A 15,017-nucleotide genomic window follows, 5' to 3' on the forward strand; every position below is an offset into this window, starting at 1 on the left:
CGTGTCCAACGAATTTCATGGTCTGCAAAGCCAGGCCGAACCCTCGGTCCGGCTCGGCCCCGTCATGCAACTGCTCAACGGCGAGTGGGTGGGCAGCGCCGACGGCCGCACGCTGCCGGTCGAGTGCCCCGCCAACAAGAAGCTCATCGCCGAGATCCCGCGCGCCGGGGCGGAAGACGTCGAGCGCGCGGTGCAGGCGGCCGAGCGGGCGTTCACGGCGTGGAAGAAGGTGACGCCGTCGCAACGCGGCCGCGCGATGCAGAAGATCGCCGACGCGCTCGAGGCGCAGCTGGAGGACTTCGCGCGGATCATCGCGCACGAGACCGGCAACGCGCTGCGCACGCAGGCGCGGCCCGAGGCGCAGCTGTGCGTCGACGCCTTCCGCTATTTCGGCGGCCTGGCCAGCGAGCTCAAGGGCGAGATGCTGCCGCTGGGCGACGACATCCTCAGCTACACGCGCCGCGAGCCGCTCGGGATCGTCGGCGCGATCGTGCCGTGGAACGCGCCCGCGGTGCTCTGCTCGATCAAGATCGCGCCGGCGCTGGTGGCCGGCAATGCGATGGTGCTCAAGCTCGCGGAAGACGCGCCCTTCGCGGGCCTGTTCCTCGCGGAGATCTGCCAGCGCTTCCTCCCGCCGGGCGTGCTCAACGTGGTCACCGGGCTCGGCGCGGAGTGCGGCGCGGCGCTGGCGTCGCATCCGCGCATCCACAAGATGTCCTTCACCGGCTCCACGGCGGTCGGCAAGAGCATCATGGCCGCGGCGGCGGAGCGCATCGGCCCGGTCTCGCTGGAGCTGGGCGGCAAGAGCCCGACCATCGTGTGCGACGACGCGGACGAAGAGTGGGTCGTGCAGAACGTGGGCACGGCCATGCGCTTCACGCGCCAGAGCCAGTCCTGCACCGCGGGCTCGCGCCTGTTCCTCCACGAGTCCATCTACGATTCGTTCCTCGAGAAGCTGGTCAAGCTCATGAACAGCTACAAGATCGGCAACCCGCTGGACGAGGCGACCGACATGGGCAGCCTCATCAGCAGCAAGCAGTACGGGCGCGTCTGCAGCTATATCGAGGAGGGGCTGAAGAATCCGGACGTCAAGCTGCTGACCGGTGGCCTGCCGCCGACCTCCGGCCCGCTGGCCGAGGGGTACTTCACCGTGCCGACGCTGTTCGGCGGCAGCTCGAATGCGTGGCGCCTGGCCAAGGAGGAGATCTTCGGGCCGGTGCTCGTCGTCATTCCCTGGAAGGACGACGCGCAGGTGCTGAAGATGGCCAACGACAGCCACTACGGGCTGGCCGGCTACGTGTTCTCGAACAACACGGCGCGTGCGATCCGCATGGCCCATGAGATAGACTCGGGCTGGGTGCAGGTCAATCAGGGCAAGGGCCAGCTATTCGGCCAGCCCTACGGCGGCTTCAAGCAGAGCGGCCAGGGCAAGGAGCAGTCGCTGTCTTCCCTGACCGAAGGCTTCTCGCGGCTCAAGACCGTGACCGTCAACCTGACGATCTGACCCGGCTGCTGCTTGACGACTTCGTGCGATTTTCCGGCCCATCCACAGTGAGAGATACTTTCGTGCTTTTCCACTCCGTGCACCCATGCCCCACGTTCCGAGCGGACGCGGGGGCATGGCGGGCCGGCAACCGGCAGGAATGCCGTCCAGGTCACCGCGCCTTTGAGCGCCCGCGCTCCGCGGTGACCTTCCGATACAGGCAAGTGCCATGACGACGAGCGACCAAATCTACAGAGCGGTCGAGTCGCAGATCAGCCAGCGCATGCTGTTGCCCGGCGATTCGATCGACGAGGAGAGCCTGATGACGCAGTTCGGCGTTTCCCGTACCCCGGTGCGCGAGGCGCTGGTGCGGCTCAAGTCGGAAGGTCTCGTCAGCAGCATTTCCCGCGGCGGCTCGATCGTCTCGAAGATGGACGTGCAGCAGCTCGTCTCGGTCTGGGAGCTGCTGTCCGACCTGGAAGGGCTCTGCGCGGGTTATGCGTGCGAGCGCATGACGCGGCCGGAGCGGCAGGCCCTGATGGACGCCCATCTCGCCGGCGAAGCCGCTGCCGAGGCCGACGACCAGGTCGGCTGGCAGCAGGCCAACATGGCGTTCCACGAGGTGCTCTATGCCGGCTCGCGCAATACGTTCCTGCGCCAGGAGATCCTGCGCATGCGCACCCGCACGGTCGCCTACCGTTCCCATTCGTTCGGCGCCGTGGGCGATGCCATGCACGCGCACCTCGAGCATGGCCAGATTGCGAAGGCGATCCTGGAGCGCGACGCCGAGACGGCGGTGCGCCTCATGAGGGCGCATCTGCGCCCTGAGGGGGCGACGTTGATCAACCTGCTGCAATCGCTGCCGAAGGACATGCTGCGCTGAGACCTTTTCTTCGCCGGCCCCCCGAATTCCGCGAGCCTCGAAAGCCCTGCCGGGCTCGCTTGCGCCCGTTTCCACAAGCGGGTCTTGCGTGAACATAAATACATCTGGAGTACGAATGTCCCGCATCTGCGCATCCTCGGCCCTTCAGGGCATCAAGGTAATCGACCTGTCCCGGGTCCGCGCCGGTCCCACCTGCGTGCGGATGCTGGCCGACTTCGGCGCCGACGTGATTCGCGTCGAGCCGCCGGCCGGCGTCGACCCGAACGAGGACATATTCGCCGTCAACCGCCTCGGCGGGGATTTCCAGAACCTCAACCGCAACAAGCGGTCGATGACCCTGAACCTCAAGAAGCCCGAAGGCCTCGCCATCCTCAAGCGCATGGTCGAGACCGCCGACGTCGTGGTGGAGAACTGGCGGCCGGACGTCAAGGCGCGCCTCGGTGTCGACTACGCATCCCTGCGCGCCATCAACCCGCGCATCATCCTGGCGAGCATCTCGGGATTCGGGCAGGACGGGCCCTATGCGGGGCGTCCGGGCTTCGACCAGATCGTGCAGGGCATGGGCGGGCTCATGTCGGTGACGGGCTACCCCGAGACCGGACCGCTGCGCGCCGGCATCGCCGTCGCCGACTCCAGCACGGGTCTCTACGCGGCCATCGGCATTCTTGTCGCCCTGCGCGAGCGCGACCAGTCCGGCGAGGGGCAATGGGTGCAGGCGTCGTTGCTGCACTCGCAGATTGCGATGATGGATTTCCAGGTGGCGCGTTTTCTGAACGAGGGCGACATCCCGCGCGCCGCGGGCAACGATCATCCGACGAGCGCGCCGATGGGCGTGTTCAACGCGGCCGACGGGCTGCTCAACCTGGGGGCCGCCGGGCAGGGAACGTGGGTGAGGCTGTGCAAGGCCATCGCGCATCCTGAATGGGTCGCCGACGCCGAATTCGCCACCGAGCCCTTGCGCGTGAAGAACCGCGCGCGCCTGAACAGCCAGCTCAACGAAGTCTTCGGGGCGCACGGCGTGCAGCACTGGGTCGCGTTGCTGAACGACGCGGGTGTGCCGGCCGGCCCGGTCTACGACGTCCCGGAGATGCTCGAGGACGCCCAGGTGAAGCACCTCGGCGTGGTGATCGACACGCGCACCGGCAAGGGCGAGCCGATCAAGGTGATCAGCCAGCCGGTGACCCTGTCGCGCACGCCGGCGAGCATCGTGACCGCCGCGCCCGCCTGGGGCGAGCACACGGCCGAGATCCTGGCGGAGTGCGACTTCGACGCCGCGGAGATCGCCGGTCTGCGCGAACAACTGGTTATCTGAGCTGAGGAAAAAGAGCCATGCCTGAACTGATCGTGAAGCGCGACGGGGCCGTCGGCCGCGTCGTATTCTCCAATCCGAGCAAGTACAACGCGATGTCGCGGGACATGTGGCTGGCCTTGCCGACGGCGCTCGACGCGCTCGATGCCGATCCCGAGGTCCGGCTGATCGTGCTGGAGGGCGACGGCGACAGCGCGTTCGTTTCCGGCGCCGACATCTCGCAGTTCGGGGCGTCGCAGGCGGACCCCGCGGTGCAGGCGGAATACAACGCGGCGGTGGAGAAGGCTTACCTCGCGCCCGTGAAATGCAGCAAGCCGGTGGTCGCCAAGATCCGCGGCATCTGCATGGGCGGCGGCCTCGGCATCGCCGCCGCGTGCGACCTGCGCTTCTGCCGCGACGACGCGCGCTTTCGCATGCCGGCCGGCCGCATGGGCCTGGGCTACAACGTCCCCGGCGTGCGCCGGTTCATGGCCGTGGTCGGCGTGGCCAATACCTTCGACATGTTCTTCTCCGCCCGCATCTTCGACGCGCAGGAGGCCTTGCGCATGGGTTTCGTGAGCCAGGTGGCGCCGCGCGAGACGTTCGACGCGATGTGCGACGAGTGGTGCGCGGCCACGGCCGAGAACGCGCCGCTCACGCTGCGGGCGCTCAAGAAGACGGTCAACGCGCTCATCCGCGATCCCGGCGAGCGCGACATCGCCTCGGCCGAGGCCGCCATCGCGGCCTGCTTCGCCAGCGCCGACTACCGGGAGGGCGCGGCTGCCTTCATGGACAAGCGCAAGCCCCGGTTCCAGGGCGTCTGAGGAGCTGGCCGCATGAGCACGCTACAACACGCCGGGCGCGTGGTCCTCGTCTCCGGCGCGGCCGGCGGGATCGGCAGCGCCATCGCCGAGGCCTATCTCGCGCAGGGCGCGGCGGTCGGCCTGGTGGACTTCGACGCCGCCGCCGGCGAGCGTCTCGCGCAGCGGCTGGCGGACGCGGGCGGCCGGGTCGCCTTCGCGCAGGCCGACGTCGGATCGTACGCGGACTGCGAGCGCGCCTGCGCGTCGGTCGCCGGCGCGCTCGGGCCCGTCGACACGCTGGTCGCGAACGCGGGCATCTCTCCGAAGCACGCGGGCAAGCCGGCGCCGGTCTGGCGCATGGACCCGGCGGAGTGGCGCCGCGTGGTCGACGTCAACCTGAACGGCGTGTTCAACCTGTGCCGGCTGCTCGCGCCGGGCATGGTCGAGCGCCGGTTCGGCCGCATCGTCGCGATGTCGTCCGTCGCCGGCAAGGCCTACCTCGACATCGTCGCGGCCCACTACGCGGCGACGAAGGCCGGGCTGATCGGCCTGACCCGGCATCTGGCCGGCGAGCTGGGGCCGCACGGCATCACCGTGAACGCGCTCGCGCCGGGGCGCATCGATACGCCGATGGTCGCGGGAGCGCCGGCCGCGGCGAACGCCGCCGTGGTGGATGCCACGCCGCTGCGCCGGCTCGGCACCCCGCATGAAGTCGCGCATGCGTGTGCCTTTCTCACCTCGACCGGGGCCGGTTTCATCACCGGCCAGGTCATCGACGTTGCGGGCGGATGGCTGATGACCTGAGCGTCGCCGTCCGCACTTCCAATCTCCCAACCCAACCCGAGACAAGATGAACGAGATCACCGGCACCACGCGTCTGATGGCCACCATCGGAGATCCCATCCAGCAGGTCCTCGCGCCGCAGGAGATCAACCGCCTGATGGCCGCGCGCGGCATCGACGCGGTGCTGGTGCCCATGCAGGTGCCGGTCGCCGGCCTCGAAAAGGCCGCCGACGGCCTGCGGCAGATGTCGAACCTCGAAGGCGTCATCGTCACCGTGCCGCACAAGAACGCATTCGTCGCCCTGTGCGACGAACTCACCCCGGAGGCCGCCCGCGTGGGCGCGGTCAACATCGTCAGGCGCCTGCCCGACGGGCGGCTGCGGGGCGGCATCCTGGACGGCCTGGGCTTCGTCGGCGGACTGCGCGGCAACGGCATCGATCCCGCCGGAATGCGCGTCTACGTCGCCGGCGCCGGCGGCGCGTCGACGGCCATCACGTATGCGCTCGGCGACGCCGGCGCCGCCGCGATCACGATCGCCAACCGCAGCGCCGCCAAGGCGGAGGAACTGGCCGCGCGCCTGCGGGCGGAGTTTCCGGCCGTCGCCGTCGCGGTCGGCACGAGCGACCCGTCGGGACATGACCTGGTGATCAACTGCACGTCGCTCGGCATGCGGCCCGGCGACGCGCTGCCGCTCGACGCCGAGCGGCTGACCCCGGATCAGGTGGTGGCCGAAGTCATCATGAAGCCGGTCGAGACGGCGCTGCTCGTGGCCGCCCGGAACCGAGGCTGCCGCATCCACCATGGCAAGCCCATGCTCGTGAGCCAGATCGAGATGATGGCGGACTTCATGCTGCAGGCCGCCCCATGAGCGAAGGAGCGCTTGCCCGCGAACAACGCGGGATGGACGGCCCCTGGGACTACGTCATCGTCGGCGGCGGCACGGCGGGATGCATCCTCGCCAACCGCCTGAGCGCCTCCGGCCGCCACCGCGTGCTCATGCTGGAGGCCGGCGGCAAGCCCGCGAGCCGCTGGATCGGCATTCCGGCGGGCTTCAGCAAGCTCCTCGTCGACCAGCGGTACAACTGGCGTTTCCAGACCGAGGCGGAGCCGGGCACCCGCAACCGGGTGATCTCGGTGCCGCGCGGCAAGGGCCTGGGCGGTTCCTCGCTGATCAACGGCATGATCTACGTGCGCGGCCAGAGCGCCGACTACGATGCGTGGGCGGCCGGCGGCGCGCACGGCTGGGGCTGGCGCGACGTGGAGCCCTATTTCCGCAAGCTCGAGAATTACCCGCCCGGCGGACCCGGGCGAGGGCATGACGGCCCGATGAAGCTCTCGCAGGTGCGCGAGCGCTATCCGATCGCGCAGGCGTTCATCGACGCCGCCCGCGAGGACGGCTGGGCGTACAACGAAGACTACAACGGCGAGAGCCAGGAGGGCGTCGGCTACTACCAGGTCGTCCAATCCGCAGGGCGGCGCTGGAGCGCCTACGAGGGGTATCTGCGGCCCGCGCTCGGCCGGCCCAACCTGCAGGTCGTGACAGACGCCCTCGTCACCAGGCTGGAGATCGAGGGCGCCCGCTGCACCGGGGTGACCTGGCGGCGCGGCGGCGCCGAGACCACCACGCGCGCGGCTGGCGAGGTCATCCTGTGCGCCGGCGCGATCCAGTCGCCGCAGCTCCTGGAGCTGTCCGGCGTCGGCCAGCCTGCCCTGCTGCAACGGTTGGGCATCCCGCTCAGGCACGCGCTGCCGGGCGTCGGCGAGAACTACGTCGATCACTTCGCCACGCGCATGAACTGGCGCGTGCGCAACACGGTCACGTTGAACGAGATGTCGCGCGGATGGCGCCTGGGGCTGGCCGTGGCGGAATACTTCACCCGCAGGACCGGCATCCTGACGCTCGGCACGGGCCTGGTGAACGGCTTCGTGAAATCGCGCCCCGACCTCGCCACGCCCGACGCGCAGTACTTCTTCGTGCACGCGAGCTACGCCGACGCGTCCAAGCGGATCCTCGACCGCGCGCCCGGCATGACGATCGGCGTGACGCAGCTGCGGCCCGAATCGGTCGGCAGCATTCATGTGAAGTCGCCCGATCCGCTCGCGTGTCCGTCGATTCGCCCCAACTTCCTCGACGCGCAGGTCGACCGCGACTGCATGGTCGGCGCCATGAAGGTCGCGCGCCGGATCGTGTCGCGAAGCGCCATGCGGCCGTACGTGGTGCAGGAGCTCAGTCCGGGCGACGCGTGCGCCAGCGACGAGGCATGGCTCGACTTCGCGCGCGACAACGGCCAGACCATCTACCACCCGCTCGGCACTTGCCGCATGGGCAGCGACGACGCATCGGTGGTCGACCTGCGACTGTCGGTGCGGGGCCTGGCGGGCCTGCGCGTCGTCGACGCGTCGGTCATGCCGAAGATGATCTCCGGCAATATCCAGGGCGCCGTGATGATGGTGGCGGAGAAGGGCGCGGACCTCATCCTTGCCGACGCCAGGCAATGACGGGAAACCAGATGACCCAGCAACCGCCGCCGGCGACCGCGCAAGACCACGATGCCGAGCCCGTCCCCTTCGTCTATCGGAATACCCTGCCCGCGCGCGTGAGCTTTGCGATGCCGGCGGGACGCGCGGTGCTGGACGAGGCGGAGCGCTGCGGCGCCGGGCGCGTCCTGGTCGCGTCGGGCAGGTCGCTGGCGCGCATGGCCGACGGGCCGTTGCAGCAGGTCGAGCACGCGCTCGGGAAACGGCATGCCGGCACGATCGCCACCATGCGCGGGCACACCCCGCGCGAAGACGTACTGGCGATCGCGGAAGCGATGCGGCGCACACGCGCCGACCTGCTCGTCGCGGTGGGCGGCGGCTCGGTCATCGACGGCTGCAAGGCGGCCCTGATGTGCCAATGGATGGACGTGCGGGATGTCGCCGCCATGGACGCCCTGCTCGACCCGGCCGCGATCTCGCCGCCGGCCAACCCCGTGCGCCTGGTCTCGGTGTCGACCACGCTGTCGGCGGCCGAATTCACCGCCGTGGCCGGCGTGACCGAAATGACCGCCAGAGCCAAGCAGGTCTTCGCGCACGAGCTCCTGGTGGCGCGAACGGCGATCCTGGACGCCGCCGCCACGCGCCTGACGCCCATGGATCTGCTGCTGTCGACAGGCATGCGCTCGGTCGACCACGCGATCGAGGCGTTCTGTTCCCCGCGCGCGAATCCCATGACGGACTTCCATGCCCTCGAGGGATTGCGCCTGCTCCACGACGGGCTGCGCGCGATCAGGACGCATCCCGGGCGCAGCGGCCCGCGGGCGCAGGCGCAGCTCGGCATGTGGCAGGCGATCTCGGCGCTATCCACCGGCGCCGGATCGGGCGCGAGCCACGGCATCGGCTACGCCATCGGCGCCACGTTCGACGTGGCCCATGGCCACACCTCGTGCGTGATGCTGCCTGCGGTGCTGCGCTGGAACGCCAGCGTCAACGAAGCACGCCAGCAACGGCTGTCCGCCGCCATGGGATGTCCGGCCGTTCCGGCGGACGTGCTGGTCGCGGAACTGGTCGCATCGCTGGGGTTGCCCGGCAGGCTGCGGGACCTGGGTATTGGCCGCGGCGACTTCCAGGAGATCGCGCGCCGCTCGCTCGGGTATGCGCCGGTACAGGCCAATCCACGTCCGATCCGGCGGGAAGCCGATGTCCTGGAGATTCTTGAACTGGCGCTGTAGTCGGGCACCGGCGGCAAGGCTTCAGGCCGCCGGATGAGCGCAATACAGGGCAGTCAGGCCGCCGGTCCCAGGATGCGCTCGACGAACGCCGCTTCCAGCCCGACCCCCAGGAAGCGCGCGATCTCCACGATCTGCCCATACAGCATCCACTGCCCGTGGTGCACCGCGCAGCCTTGCTCGCGCGCGGCCTTGAGCAGGGGCGTGTCGCCGTCGCGCACCACGGCTTCGCAGACCAGCGTGCCGGCACCCAGCCGGGCTGCCGGCAGCGGCAGCGCGTCGGTATCGCGCAGGCCGAGCGCGGTGGCGTTGACCACCACGTCGAAGCCGGCGGGATCGCCGTCGCCGGCGCGGATGGTCAGCGCGGGGAGGATGGCTTGCAGGCTGGCCGCGAGTTCGGCGGCTTTGGCGGCGGAGCGGTTGTGGATGACCAGCTCGGCCGGCTGCTCGCGGGCGATGGCATAGGCCATCGACTTGCCGGCGCCGCCGGCGCCGAGCTGCAGCACGCGCTTGCCGGCGAGGCGGTGGCCGCGTTCGCGCAGGCCGGCCACGAAGCCGTCGCCGTCGAAGTTGCCGCCGAGCCAGTGGCCTTGCGCGCGGTCGAAGCGCATGGCGTTGACGGAGCCGACCAGGCGGGCGGTTTCGGTCAGCGCGCCGCAGGCGGCGACCACGGCTTCCTTGTGGGGGATGGTGACCACCAGGCCGTCGAAGTTCTGCGCCCCGGCCACGCCGGCCAGGAAGGCCGGCAATTGCGCGGGCTCGACGTGGAAAGGCACGCAGGCCGCGTTCAGGCCCTGGCGGGCGACGGAGGCGTTGAATAGCTGCGGCGTGCGCACGTGCGCGACGGGCGCGGCGATGATGCCGACAAGGCGGGTATGGCCGTCGATCTGCATGGCGGATGCGGGAAGGGAAAGGGGGAGAGGGAAGGGGGAAAGCGGGAGGGATGCGTTCCCTCCCGCCGCGCGTGGCCGGCTCAGATGCCGGCCATGCACGTGTATTTGATGACGAGGTAGTCCTCGATGCCGTAGTGCGAGCCCTCGCGGCCCACGCCCGACTGCTTGACGCCGCCGAACGGCGCGACCTCGTTGGAGATCAGGCCGGTGTTGACGCCCACCATGCCGTACTCCAGCCGCTCGGACACGCGCCACACGCGGCCCAGGTCGCGGGCATAGAAGTAGCTGGCCAGGCCGAACTCGGTGTCGTTGGCCATGGCCACCACTTCGTCCTCGGTCTCGAAGCGGAACAGCGGCGCGAGCGGGCCGAAGGTCTCCTCGCGCGCGACCAGCATGTCGGGCTTGACGTCGGCCAGCACGGTGGGCTCGAAGAACGACTGGCCCAGCGCGTGGCGCTTGCCGCCCTCCAGCACGCGCGCGCCCTTGGAAAGGGCGTCGGCGATGTGTTCCTCGACCTTGGCCACGGCCTTGCCGTCGATCAGCGGGCCGATGCGCACGCCGTCGTCCATGCCGTCGCCGACCTTGAGCGCGCGCACCGCGGCCACCAGTTTCTCGGCGAAGGCGTCATAGACCTTGCTGTGCACGTACAGGCGGTTGGCGCAGACGCAGGTCTGGCCGGCGTTGCGGTACTTGGAGACGATGGCGCCTTCCACGGCGGCGTCGAGGTCGGCATCGTCGAACACGATGAAGGGCGCGTTGCCGCCCAGCTCCATCGACACCTTCTTGATGGTGGAGGCGGTCTGCGCCATCAGCGTGCGGCCCACTTCGGTGGAGCCGGTGAAGGTGAGCTTGCGCACCAGCGGGTTGGTGCTGAGCTCGCCGCCGATGGCGCCGGCCGAGCCGGTGATGACCGACAGCACGCCGGCGGGGATGCCGGCGCGCTCGGCCAGCACCGCCATCGCCAGCGCGGTCAGCGGCGTCTGCGAGGCGGGCTTGACCACCATCGTGCAGCCCGCCGCCAGCGCGGGGCCGGCCTTGCGCGTGATCATGGCAGCGGGGAAATTCCACGGCGTGATGGCCGCGCACACGCCGACCGGTTCCTTGGTGACGACGATGCGCTGGTTGCTGACCGGCGCGGGAATGGTCTCGCCGTAGACGCGCTTGCCTTCCTCGGCGAACCACTCGATGAACGAAGCCGCGTAGGCGATCTCGCCGCGCGCCTCGGCGAACGGCTTGCCCTGCTCGGCGGTCATGATGCGGGCCAGGTCGTCCTGGTTGGCCAGCAGCAGCTCGAACCACTTGCGCAGCAGCGCCGAGCGGTCCTTGGCGGTGCGCGCGCGCCACGCCGGCAGCGCGCGGTTGGCGGCTTCGATGGCCTGGCGCGTTTCATCGGCGCCCAGCTGCGGCACCTGGGCCACGCGCGCGCCGGTGGCGGGGTTGGTGACGTCGATATGGCGCTCGCCGTCGATCCAGCGGCCGTCGACATAGCACTGCTGGCGCAGCAGGGAGGGGTCTTGGAGGTTCAGCATGGTCTGGTTCCGTAGCGGTGTTGGAGGATGGGCGGCGAGCCACAAGCGGCAGGTTAGCAGGATGCGCACGAACGCGCTGGCGCATGCGGCGGCGTCCGACCGGGAAGTTGTTTCAAAATGAAGCGAAGCGGTCCTGGCTAGGCGCGCGGCCGCAGGCAGTACAAGTAGTACGACAAGGCCGCGCAACGACGCCAGGATCTTTTTGAGACGACTTCCTAGCCTGCGATGTACAGGCCGCCGTTGACGTGCAGCACTTCGCCGGTGACGAAGCTGGCCGCGTCGCTGCACAGGAAGCCGATCACGGTGGCGATCTCGCGCGGATGGCCAAGGCGCTTGAGCGGCGTCTGCCCGATGGAGTCGGCGCCGCGCTTCTGGATCAACTCGGTGGTCATCGGGGTCTCGATCACGCCGGGCGATACAGCGTTGACGCGCGTGCGCGGCCCGAGTTCCCGCGCCAGGCTGCGGGTGAGGCTGAGCAGGCCGCCCTTGGAGGCCGAATAGTGCGCATTGTAGTAAGCGCCCCGGTGCGCCGCCACCGAGGTCAGGTTGACGATGGCGCTGTTCTCGCGCAGCGCGGGAATGGCGCGGCGCACAAGGTAGAACACGCCGTCGAGGTTGATGGACAGCGTCTGGCGCCATTGCGCGTCGCTCATCTCGCCGACCGGCTGCGCCTGGTACAGGCCGGCCGAGGGCACCAGGAAATCGATGCCGCCGAAGCGGTCCTGCGCCAGCGCCACGGCGCGCGCGCAGTCGTCGGGGCTGGCGGCGTCCATGCGCAGCGTGGCGACGCGTTCGCCGGCGGGATCCAGCTCGCGCGCGAAGGCGGCCAGGCCGGCTTCGTCCAGGTCGGCCAGCACGAGGTTGGCGCCGTGCGCGAGGAACAGCCGGGCCGTCTCGCGGCCGATGCCGCCATTGGCGCCGGTCAGCAGCAGGGTGCGTTGGTCGAAGTTGTACATGCTCTTGTTTCTCCGGGAGTTCGGCGCGCGGCGCCTCAGATGTGCAGCGCGCGCCCGTAGGCCGCCAGCACGGCTTCGTGCATGGCCTCGGACATGGTGGGGTGGGGCAGCACGGCGGCCATCAGGTCGGCCTCGGTGGTTTCCAGCGTCTGCGCGATGGCGTAGCCCTGGATCATCTCGGTGACTTCGTCGCCGACCATGTGGGCGCCGAGCAATTCGCCGCTGCCTTCGTCGAACACCACCTTGACCAGCCCCGCGGTGCCGCCCATGGCGATGGCCTTGCCGTTGGCGGAAAACGGGAACTTGCCGACCTTGACCTTGTGGCCGCGTCCGCGCGCCTGCGCCTCGGTCAGGCCCACGCTGGCCACCTGCGGATGGCTGTAGGTGCAGGCCGGGATGCGCGCCGCATCGAGCGCGTGCGGCTGCAGCCCGGCGATGCGCTCCACGCAGATCACGCCTTCGTGGCTGGCCTTGTGCGCGAGCCACGGTGGGCCGGCCACGTCGCCGATGGCGTAGACGCCGGGCTCCGCCGTGCGGCCGAAACCGTCGGTGACGATGTGCGTCTTCTCGACCTTGACCGCGGTGTTCTCCAGCCCGATGTCCTCCACGTTGCCGACGATGCCGGCGGCTACCAGCACCACGTCGGCCTCGATCTTCGCGCCGTCCGGCTTGCCGCCTTGCAGCGTGACCGTCCAGCCGGCCCCGGTGCGTTCGGCGTGCGCGATGCCCGTCGAGGTATGCAGCACGATGCCGTCGCGCGCCAGGCTGCCGGCCACTTGCGCGGAGATGTCGGCGTCTTCCACCGGCAGGATGCGGTCCGCCATTTCGATCACCGTCACGTGCGCGCCGACCGCGTGGTAGAAGCTGGCGAACTCGATGCCGATGGCGCCGGCGCCCACGATCAGCATGCGCCGCGGCAACGCCGGCGGCGCCAGCGCCTCGCGGTAGCTCCACACGGTCTTGCCGTCGGCGGGCAGCGCGGGCAACTGGCGCGCGCGCGCGCCGGTGGCGAGCACGATGTGCGCGGACGACACCGTGCGCGTCCTGCCATCCGGCGCGGCGATGTCCAGCCGGCCTTTGCCGGCGAGGCGGCCGTGGCCGGCGAGCACGGTCACGCCGTTCTTCTTCATCAGGCCCGTCACGCCCTTGTTGAGCTGCGCGGCCACCGCGCGCGAGCGCGCCACCATCGCGGGCAGGTCGGCGGCGGGCGCCGCCACCTTGACGCCGTAGGCGGCCGCGTCCCTGACCAGCCGCAGCACGTCGGCCGAGCGCAGCAGCGCCTTGGTCGGGATGCAGCCCCAGTTCAGGCAGATGCCGCCCAGTTGCGCCTTCTCCACCAGCGCGGTCTTCATGCCGAGCTGCGCGGCGCGGATGGCGGCCACGTAGCCGCCCGGCCCGCCGCCGACCACGATCATGTCAAACGAGGCATTGTCCACGTCGCGGTCCTCAGATCAGCATCGCCAGGGGGTTTTCCAGCAGGCGCTTGAACGCGGCCAGCCACTGCGCGGCCAGCGCGCCGTCGATGGCGCGGTGGTCCACCGACAGCGTGCAACGCATCACCTGCCCCGCGCGCAACTCCCCGTCCTCGACCACCGGCACCGCCTGCGTGGCGCCCACGGCCAGGATGGCGGCCTGCGGCGGGTTGATGATGGCGGAGAATTCGGACACGCCGAACATGCCGAGGTTGCTCACGCTGAAGCTGCCGCCCTGGTATTCCTCGGGGCGCAGTTGCGAGGCGCGGGCGCGCGCGGCGAGGTCGGCGATTTCCTCGCTGATGCGCGACAGCGGCTTCTGGTCGGCCGCGCGCACGATGGGCGTGATCAGCCCGGCGTCGGTGGAGACCGCCACGGCGATGTCGGCCTGGTGGTACTGGCGCATGGCCGCGTCGGTCCAGCCCACGTTGGCGGCGGGCACCTCGCGCAGCGCCACGGCCACGGCGCGCACGATGAAATCGTTGACCGAGATCTTGCGCGGCGCGGCGGCGTTGATCTCCGCGCGCAGCGCCAGCAGGCGCTCCATGCGGCAGTCGGCGGTCAGGTAGAAATGCGGGATGGTGGACTTGCTCTCGCCCAGCCGGCGCGCGATGGTGCGGCGCATATTGCTGTGCGGGATCTCGGTGAACGCGGCGGTGGCCGGCGTGTTGGCCTGCGCTCGCGGCGCGAGCGGGGGCGCGCTCGCGGGCGCGGGAGCCGCCGCGGCCTGCTCGACATCGCGCTTGACGATGCGGCCGTTCGGCCCGCTGCCGCGCAGCGCGGCGAGGTCGAGGCCGCGCTGCGCGGCCAGCCGGCGCGCCAGCGGGCTGGCGAAGACGCGGGCGGCCTGCGTTGCGTTGCCGCCAGCAACGTCGATGGCGACGGACGACACGGTCTGCGCTTCTGCCTGCGCTTCCGTCTGCGATGCCGGCGCACCGCCAGCCGCGGCGATCAGCGCATCCACGTCCACGCCGGTCTCGCCATCGGCGAGCAGCACGCCGATCGGCGCGCCGACCTCCACCTCCTGCCCGGCCGCGACCAGGCGGCGGCCCAGCACGCCGGCGGCATCGGCGTTGAGCTCGACCACGGCCTTGTCGGTCTCGATCTCGGCGATGCAGTCGCCCACGGCCACGGCATCGCCTTCGTTCCTGGTCCACGCTTGCAGCGTGGCATGGGTGGCATTGGCCGCCACCTCGGGCATGCGCAACAGGGTGGCCATG

At 70.3% G+C, this 15,017-nt stretch carries 13 protein-coding genes; 8 read left to right on the forward strand and 5 right to left on the reverse strand.

What is annotated here, in order from left to right; all coding sequences use genetic code 11:
- Position 1 precedes the first annotated feature (1 nt).
- The 8 genes from ACKI2N_RS20855 (at position 2) to ACKI2N_RS20890 (ending at position 8,950) form a co-directional block, all read left to right on the forward strand.
- Positions 2-1,504 (forward strand): aldehyde dehydrogenase family protein, encoded by a 1,503-nt coding sequence (locus ACKI2N_RS20855; RefSeq protein WP_420994898.1) that lies wholly within the window; start codon positions 2-4, stop codon positions 1,502-1,504.
- 208 nt (positions 1,505-1,712) lie between these two features.
- The gene (locus ACKI2N_RS20860; protein ID WP_420994896.1) at positions 1,713-2,366 is read left to right on the forward strand and encodes a GntR family transcriptional regulator; all 654 of its coding nucleotides are present in this window, start codon (positions 1,713-1,715) and stop codon (positions 2,364-2,366) included.
- A gap of 115 nt (positions 2,367-2,481) precedes the next feature.
- Positions 2,482-3,678, forward strand: a complete 1,197-nt coding sequence (locus tag ACKI2N_RS20865) for a CaiB/BaiF CoA transferase family protein (protein WP_420994894.1) — start codon at positions 2,482-2,484, stop codon at positions 3,676-3,678.
- A 17-nt stretch (positions 3,679-3,695) separates the two neighbouring features.
- Complete coding sequence (locus tag ACKI2N_RS20870) at positions 3,696-4,478, forward strand: enoyl-CoA hydratase (RefSeq protein WP_420994892.1); 783 nt, start codon at positions 3,696-3,698, stop codon at positions 4,476-4,478.
- Between the two features lie 12 nt (positions 4,479-4,490).
- Positions 4,491-5,261, forward strand: coding sequence for an SDR family oxidoreductase (locus tag ACKI2N_RS20875; RefSeq protein WP_420994890.1), 771 nt, complete (start codon positions 4,491-4,493; stop codon positions 5,259-5,261).
- A 46-nt stretch (positions 5,262-5,307) separates the two neighbouring features.
- Positions 5,308-6,108 (forward strand): shikimate dehydrogenase family protein, encoded by an 801-nt coding sequence (locus ACKI2N_RS20880; protein WP_420994888.1) that lies wholly within the window; start codon positions 5,308-5,310, stop codon positions 6,106-6,108.
- Positions 6,105-7,739 (forward strand): GMC family oxidoreductase, encoded by a 1,635-nt coding sequence (locus ACKI2N_RS20885; protein ID WP_420994886.1) that lies wholly within the window; start codon positions 6,105-6,107, stop codon positions 7,737-7,739. Before ACKI2N_RS20880 ends, ACKI2N_RS20885 begins: the two co-directional genes overlap by 4 nt.
- A gap of 11 nt (positions 7,740-7,750) precedes the next feature.
- Positions 7,751-8,950, forward strand: a complete 1,200-nt coding sequence (locus ACKI2N_RS20890) for an iron-containing alcohol dehydrogenase (protein WP_420994884.1) — start codon at positions 7,751-7,753, stop codon at positions 8,948-8,950.
- 53 nt (positions 8,951-9,003) lie between these two features.
- On the opposite strand, the gene ACKI2N_RS20895 is transcribed toward ACKI2N_RS20890, so the two are convergent.
- The 5 genes from ACKI2N_RS20895 to ACKI2N_RS20915 all read right to left on the reverse strand — a co-directional run bounded on the left by ACKI2N_RS20895 (position 9,004) and on the right by ACKI2N_RS20915 (position 15,016).
- Positions 9,004-9,840: a shikimate dehydrogenase family protein gene (locus tag ACKI2N_RS20895; RefSeq protein ID WP_420994882.1), complete on the reverse strand. Its 837-nt coding sequence runs from the start codon at positions 9,838-9,840 to the stop codon at positions 9,004-9,006.
- Positions 9,841-9,920: 80 nt separating this feature from the next.
- Complete coding sequence (gene gabD, locus ACKI2N_RS20900; RefSeq protein ID WP_420994880.1) at positions 9,921-11,369, reverse strand: NADP-dependent succinate-semialdehyde dehydrogenase; 1,449 nt, start codon at positions 11,367-11,369, stop codon at positions 9,921-9,923.
- A 215-nt stretch (positions 11,370-11,584) separates the two neighbouring features.
- A complete protein-coding gene (locus ACKI2N_RS20905) occupies positions 11,585-12,325 on the reverse strand; it encodes an SDR family NAD(P)-dependent oxidoreductase (RefSeq protein ID WP_420994878.1) in 741 nt (246 codons plus the stop codon).
- A gap of 35 nt (positions 12,326-12,360) precedes the next feature.
- Entirely contained in the window at positions 12,361-13,740 is a 1,380-nt protein-coding gene (lpdA, locus tag ACKI2N_RS20910; protein ID WP_420994937.1) for a dihydrolipoyl dehydrogenase, read from the reverse strand.
- 31 nt (positions 13,741-13,771) lie between these two features.
- Positions 13,772-15,016, reverse strand: a complete 1,245-nt coding sequence (locus tag ACKI2N_RS20915) for a pyruvate dehydrogenase complex dihydrolipoamide acetyltransferase (RefSeq protein WP_426990926.1) — start codon at positions 15,014-15,016, stop codon at positions 13,772-13,774.
- Position 15,017 lies beyond the last annotated feature (1 nt).

Source organism: Cupriavidus sp. 30B13 (assembly GCF_049059565.2).
Classification (GTDB): Bacteria; Pseudomonadota; Gammaproteobacteria; order Burkholderiales; family Burkholderiaceae; genus Cupriavidus.

Coding starts and splice junctions, on each gene's coding strand:
- ACKI2N_RS20895 (WP_420994882.1), bottom strand. CDS start 9,840: ATGCAGATCGACGGCCATACCCGCCTTGTCGGCATCATCGCCGCGCCC.
- ACKI2N_RS20865 (WP_420994894.1), top strand. CDS start 2,482: ATGTCCCGCATCTGCGCATCCTCGGCCCTTCAGGGCATCAAGGTAATC.
- ACKI2N_RS20860 (WP_420994896.1), top strand. CDS start 1,713: ATGACGACGAGCGACCAAATCTACAGAGCGGTCGAGTCGCAGATCAGC.
- ACKI2N_RS20890 (WP_420994884.1), top strand. CDS start 7,751: ATGACCCAGCAACCGCCGCCGGCGACCGCGCAAGACCACGATGCCGAG.
- gabD (WP_420994880.1), bottom strand. CDS start 11,369: ATGCTGAACCTCCAAGACCCCTCCCTGCTGCGCCAGCAGTGCTATGTC.
- lpdA (WP_420994937.1), bottom strand. CDS start 13,740: ATGATCGTGGTCGGCGGCGGGCCGGGCGGCTACGTGGCCGCCATCCGC.
- ACKI2N_RS20905 (WP_420994878.1), bottom strand. CDS start 12,325: ATGTACAACTTCGACCAACGCACCCTGCTGCTGACCGGCGCCAATGGC.
- ACKI2N_RS20870 (WP_420994892.1), top strand. CDS start 3,696: ATGCCTGAACTGATCGTGAAGCGCGACGGGGCCGTCGGCCGCGTCGTA.
- ACKI2N_RS20875 (WP_420994890.1), top strand. CDS start 4,491: ATGAGCACGCTACAACACGCCGGGCGCGTGGTCCTCGTCTCCGGCGCG.
- ACKI2N_RS20880 (WP_420994888.1), top strand. CDS start 5,308: ATGAACGAGATCACCGGCACCACGCGTCTGATGGCCACCATCGGAGAT.
- ACKI2N_RS20885 (WP_420994886.1), top strand. CDS start 6,105: ATGAGCGAAGGAGCGCTTGCCCGCGAACAACGCGGGATGGACGGCCCC.
- ACKI2N_RS20915 (WP_426990926.1), bottom strand. CDS start 15,016: ATGGCCACCCTGTTGCGCATGCCCGAGGTGGCGGCCAATGCCACCCAT.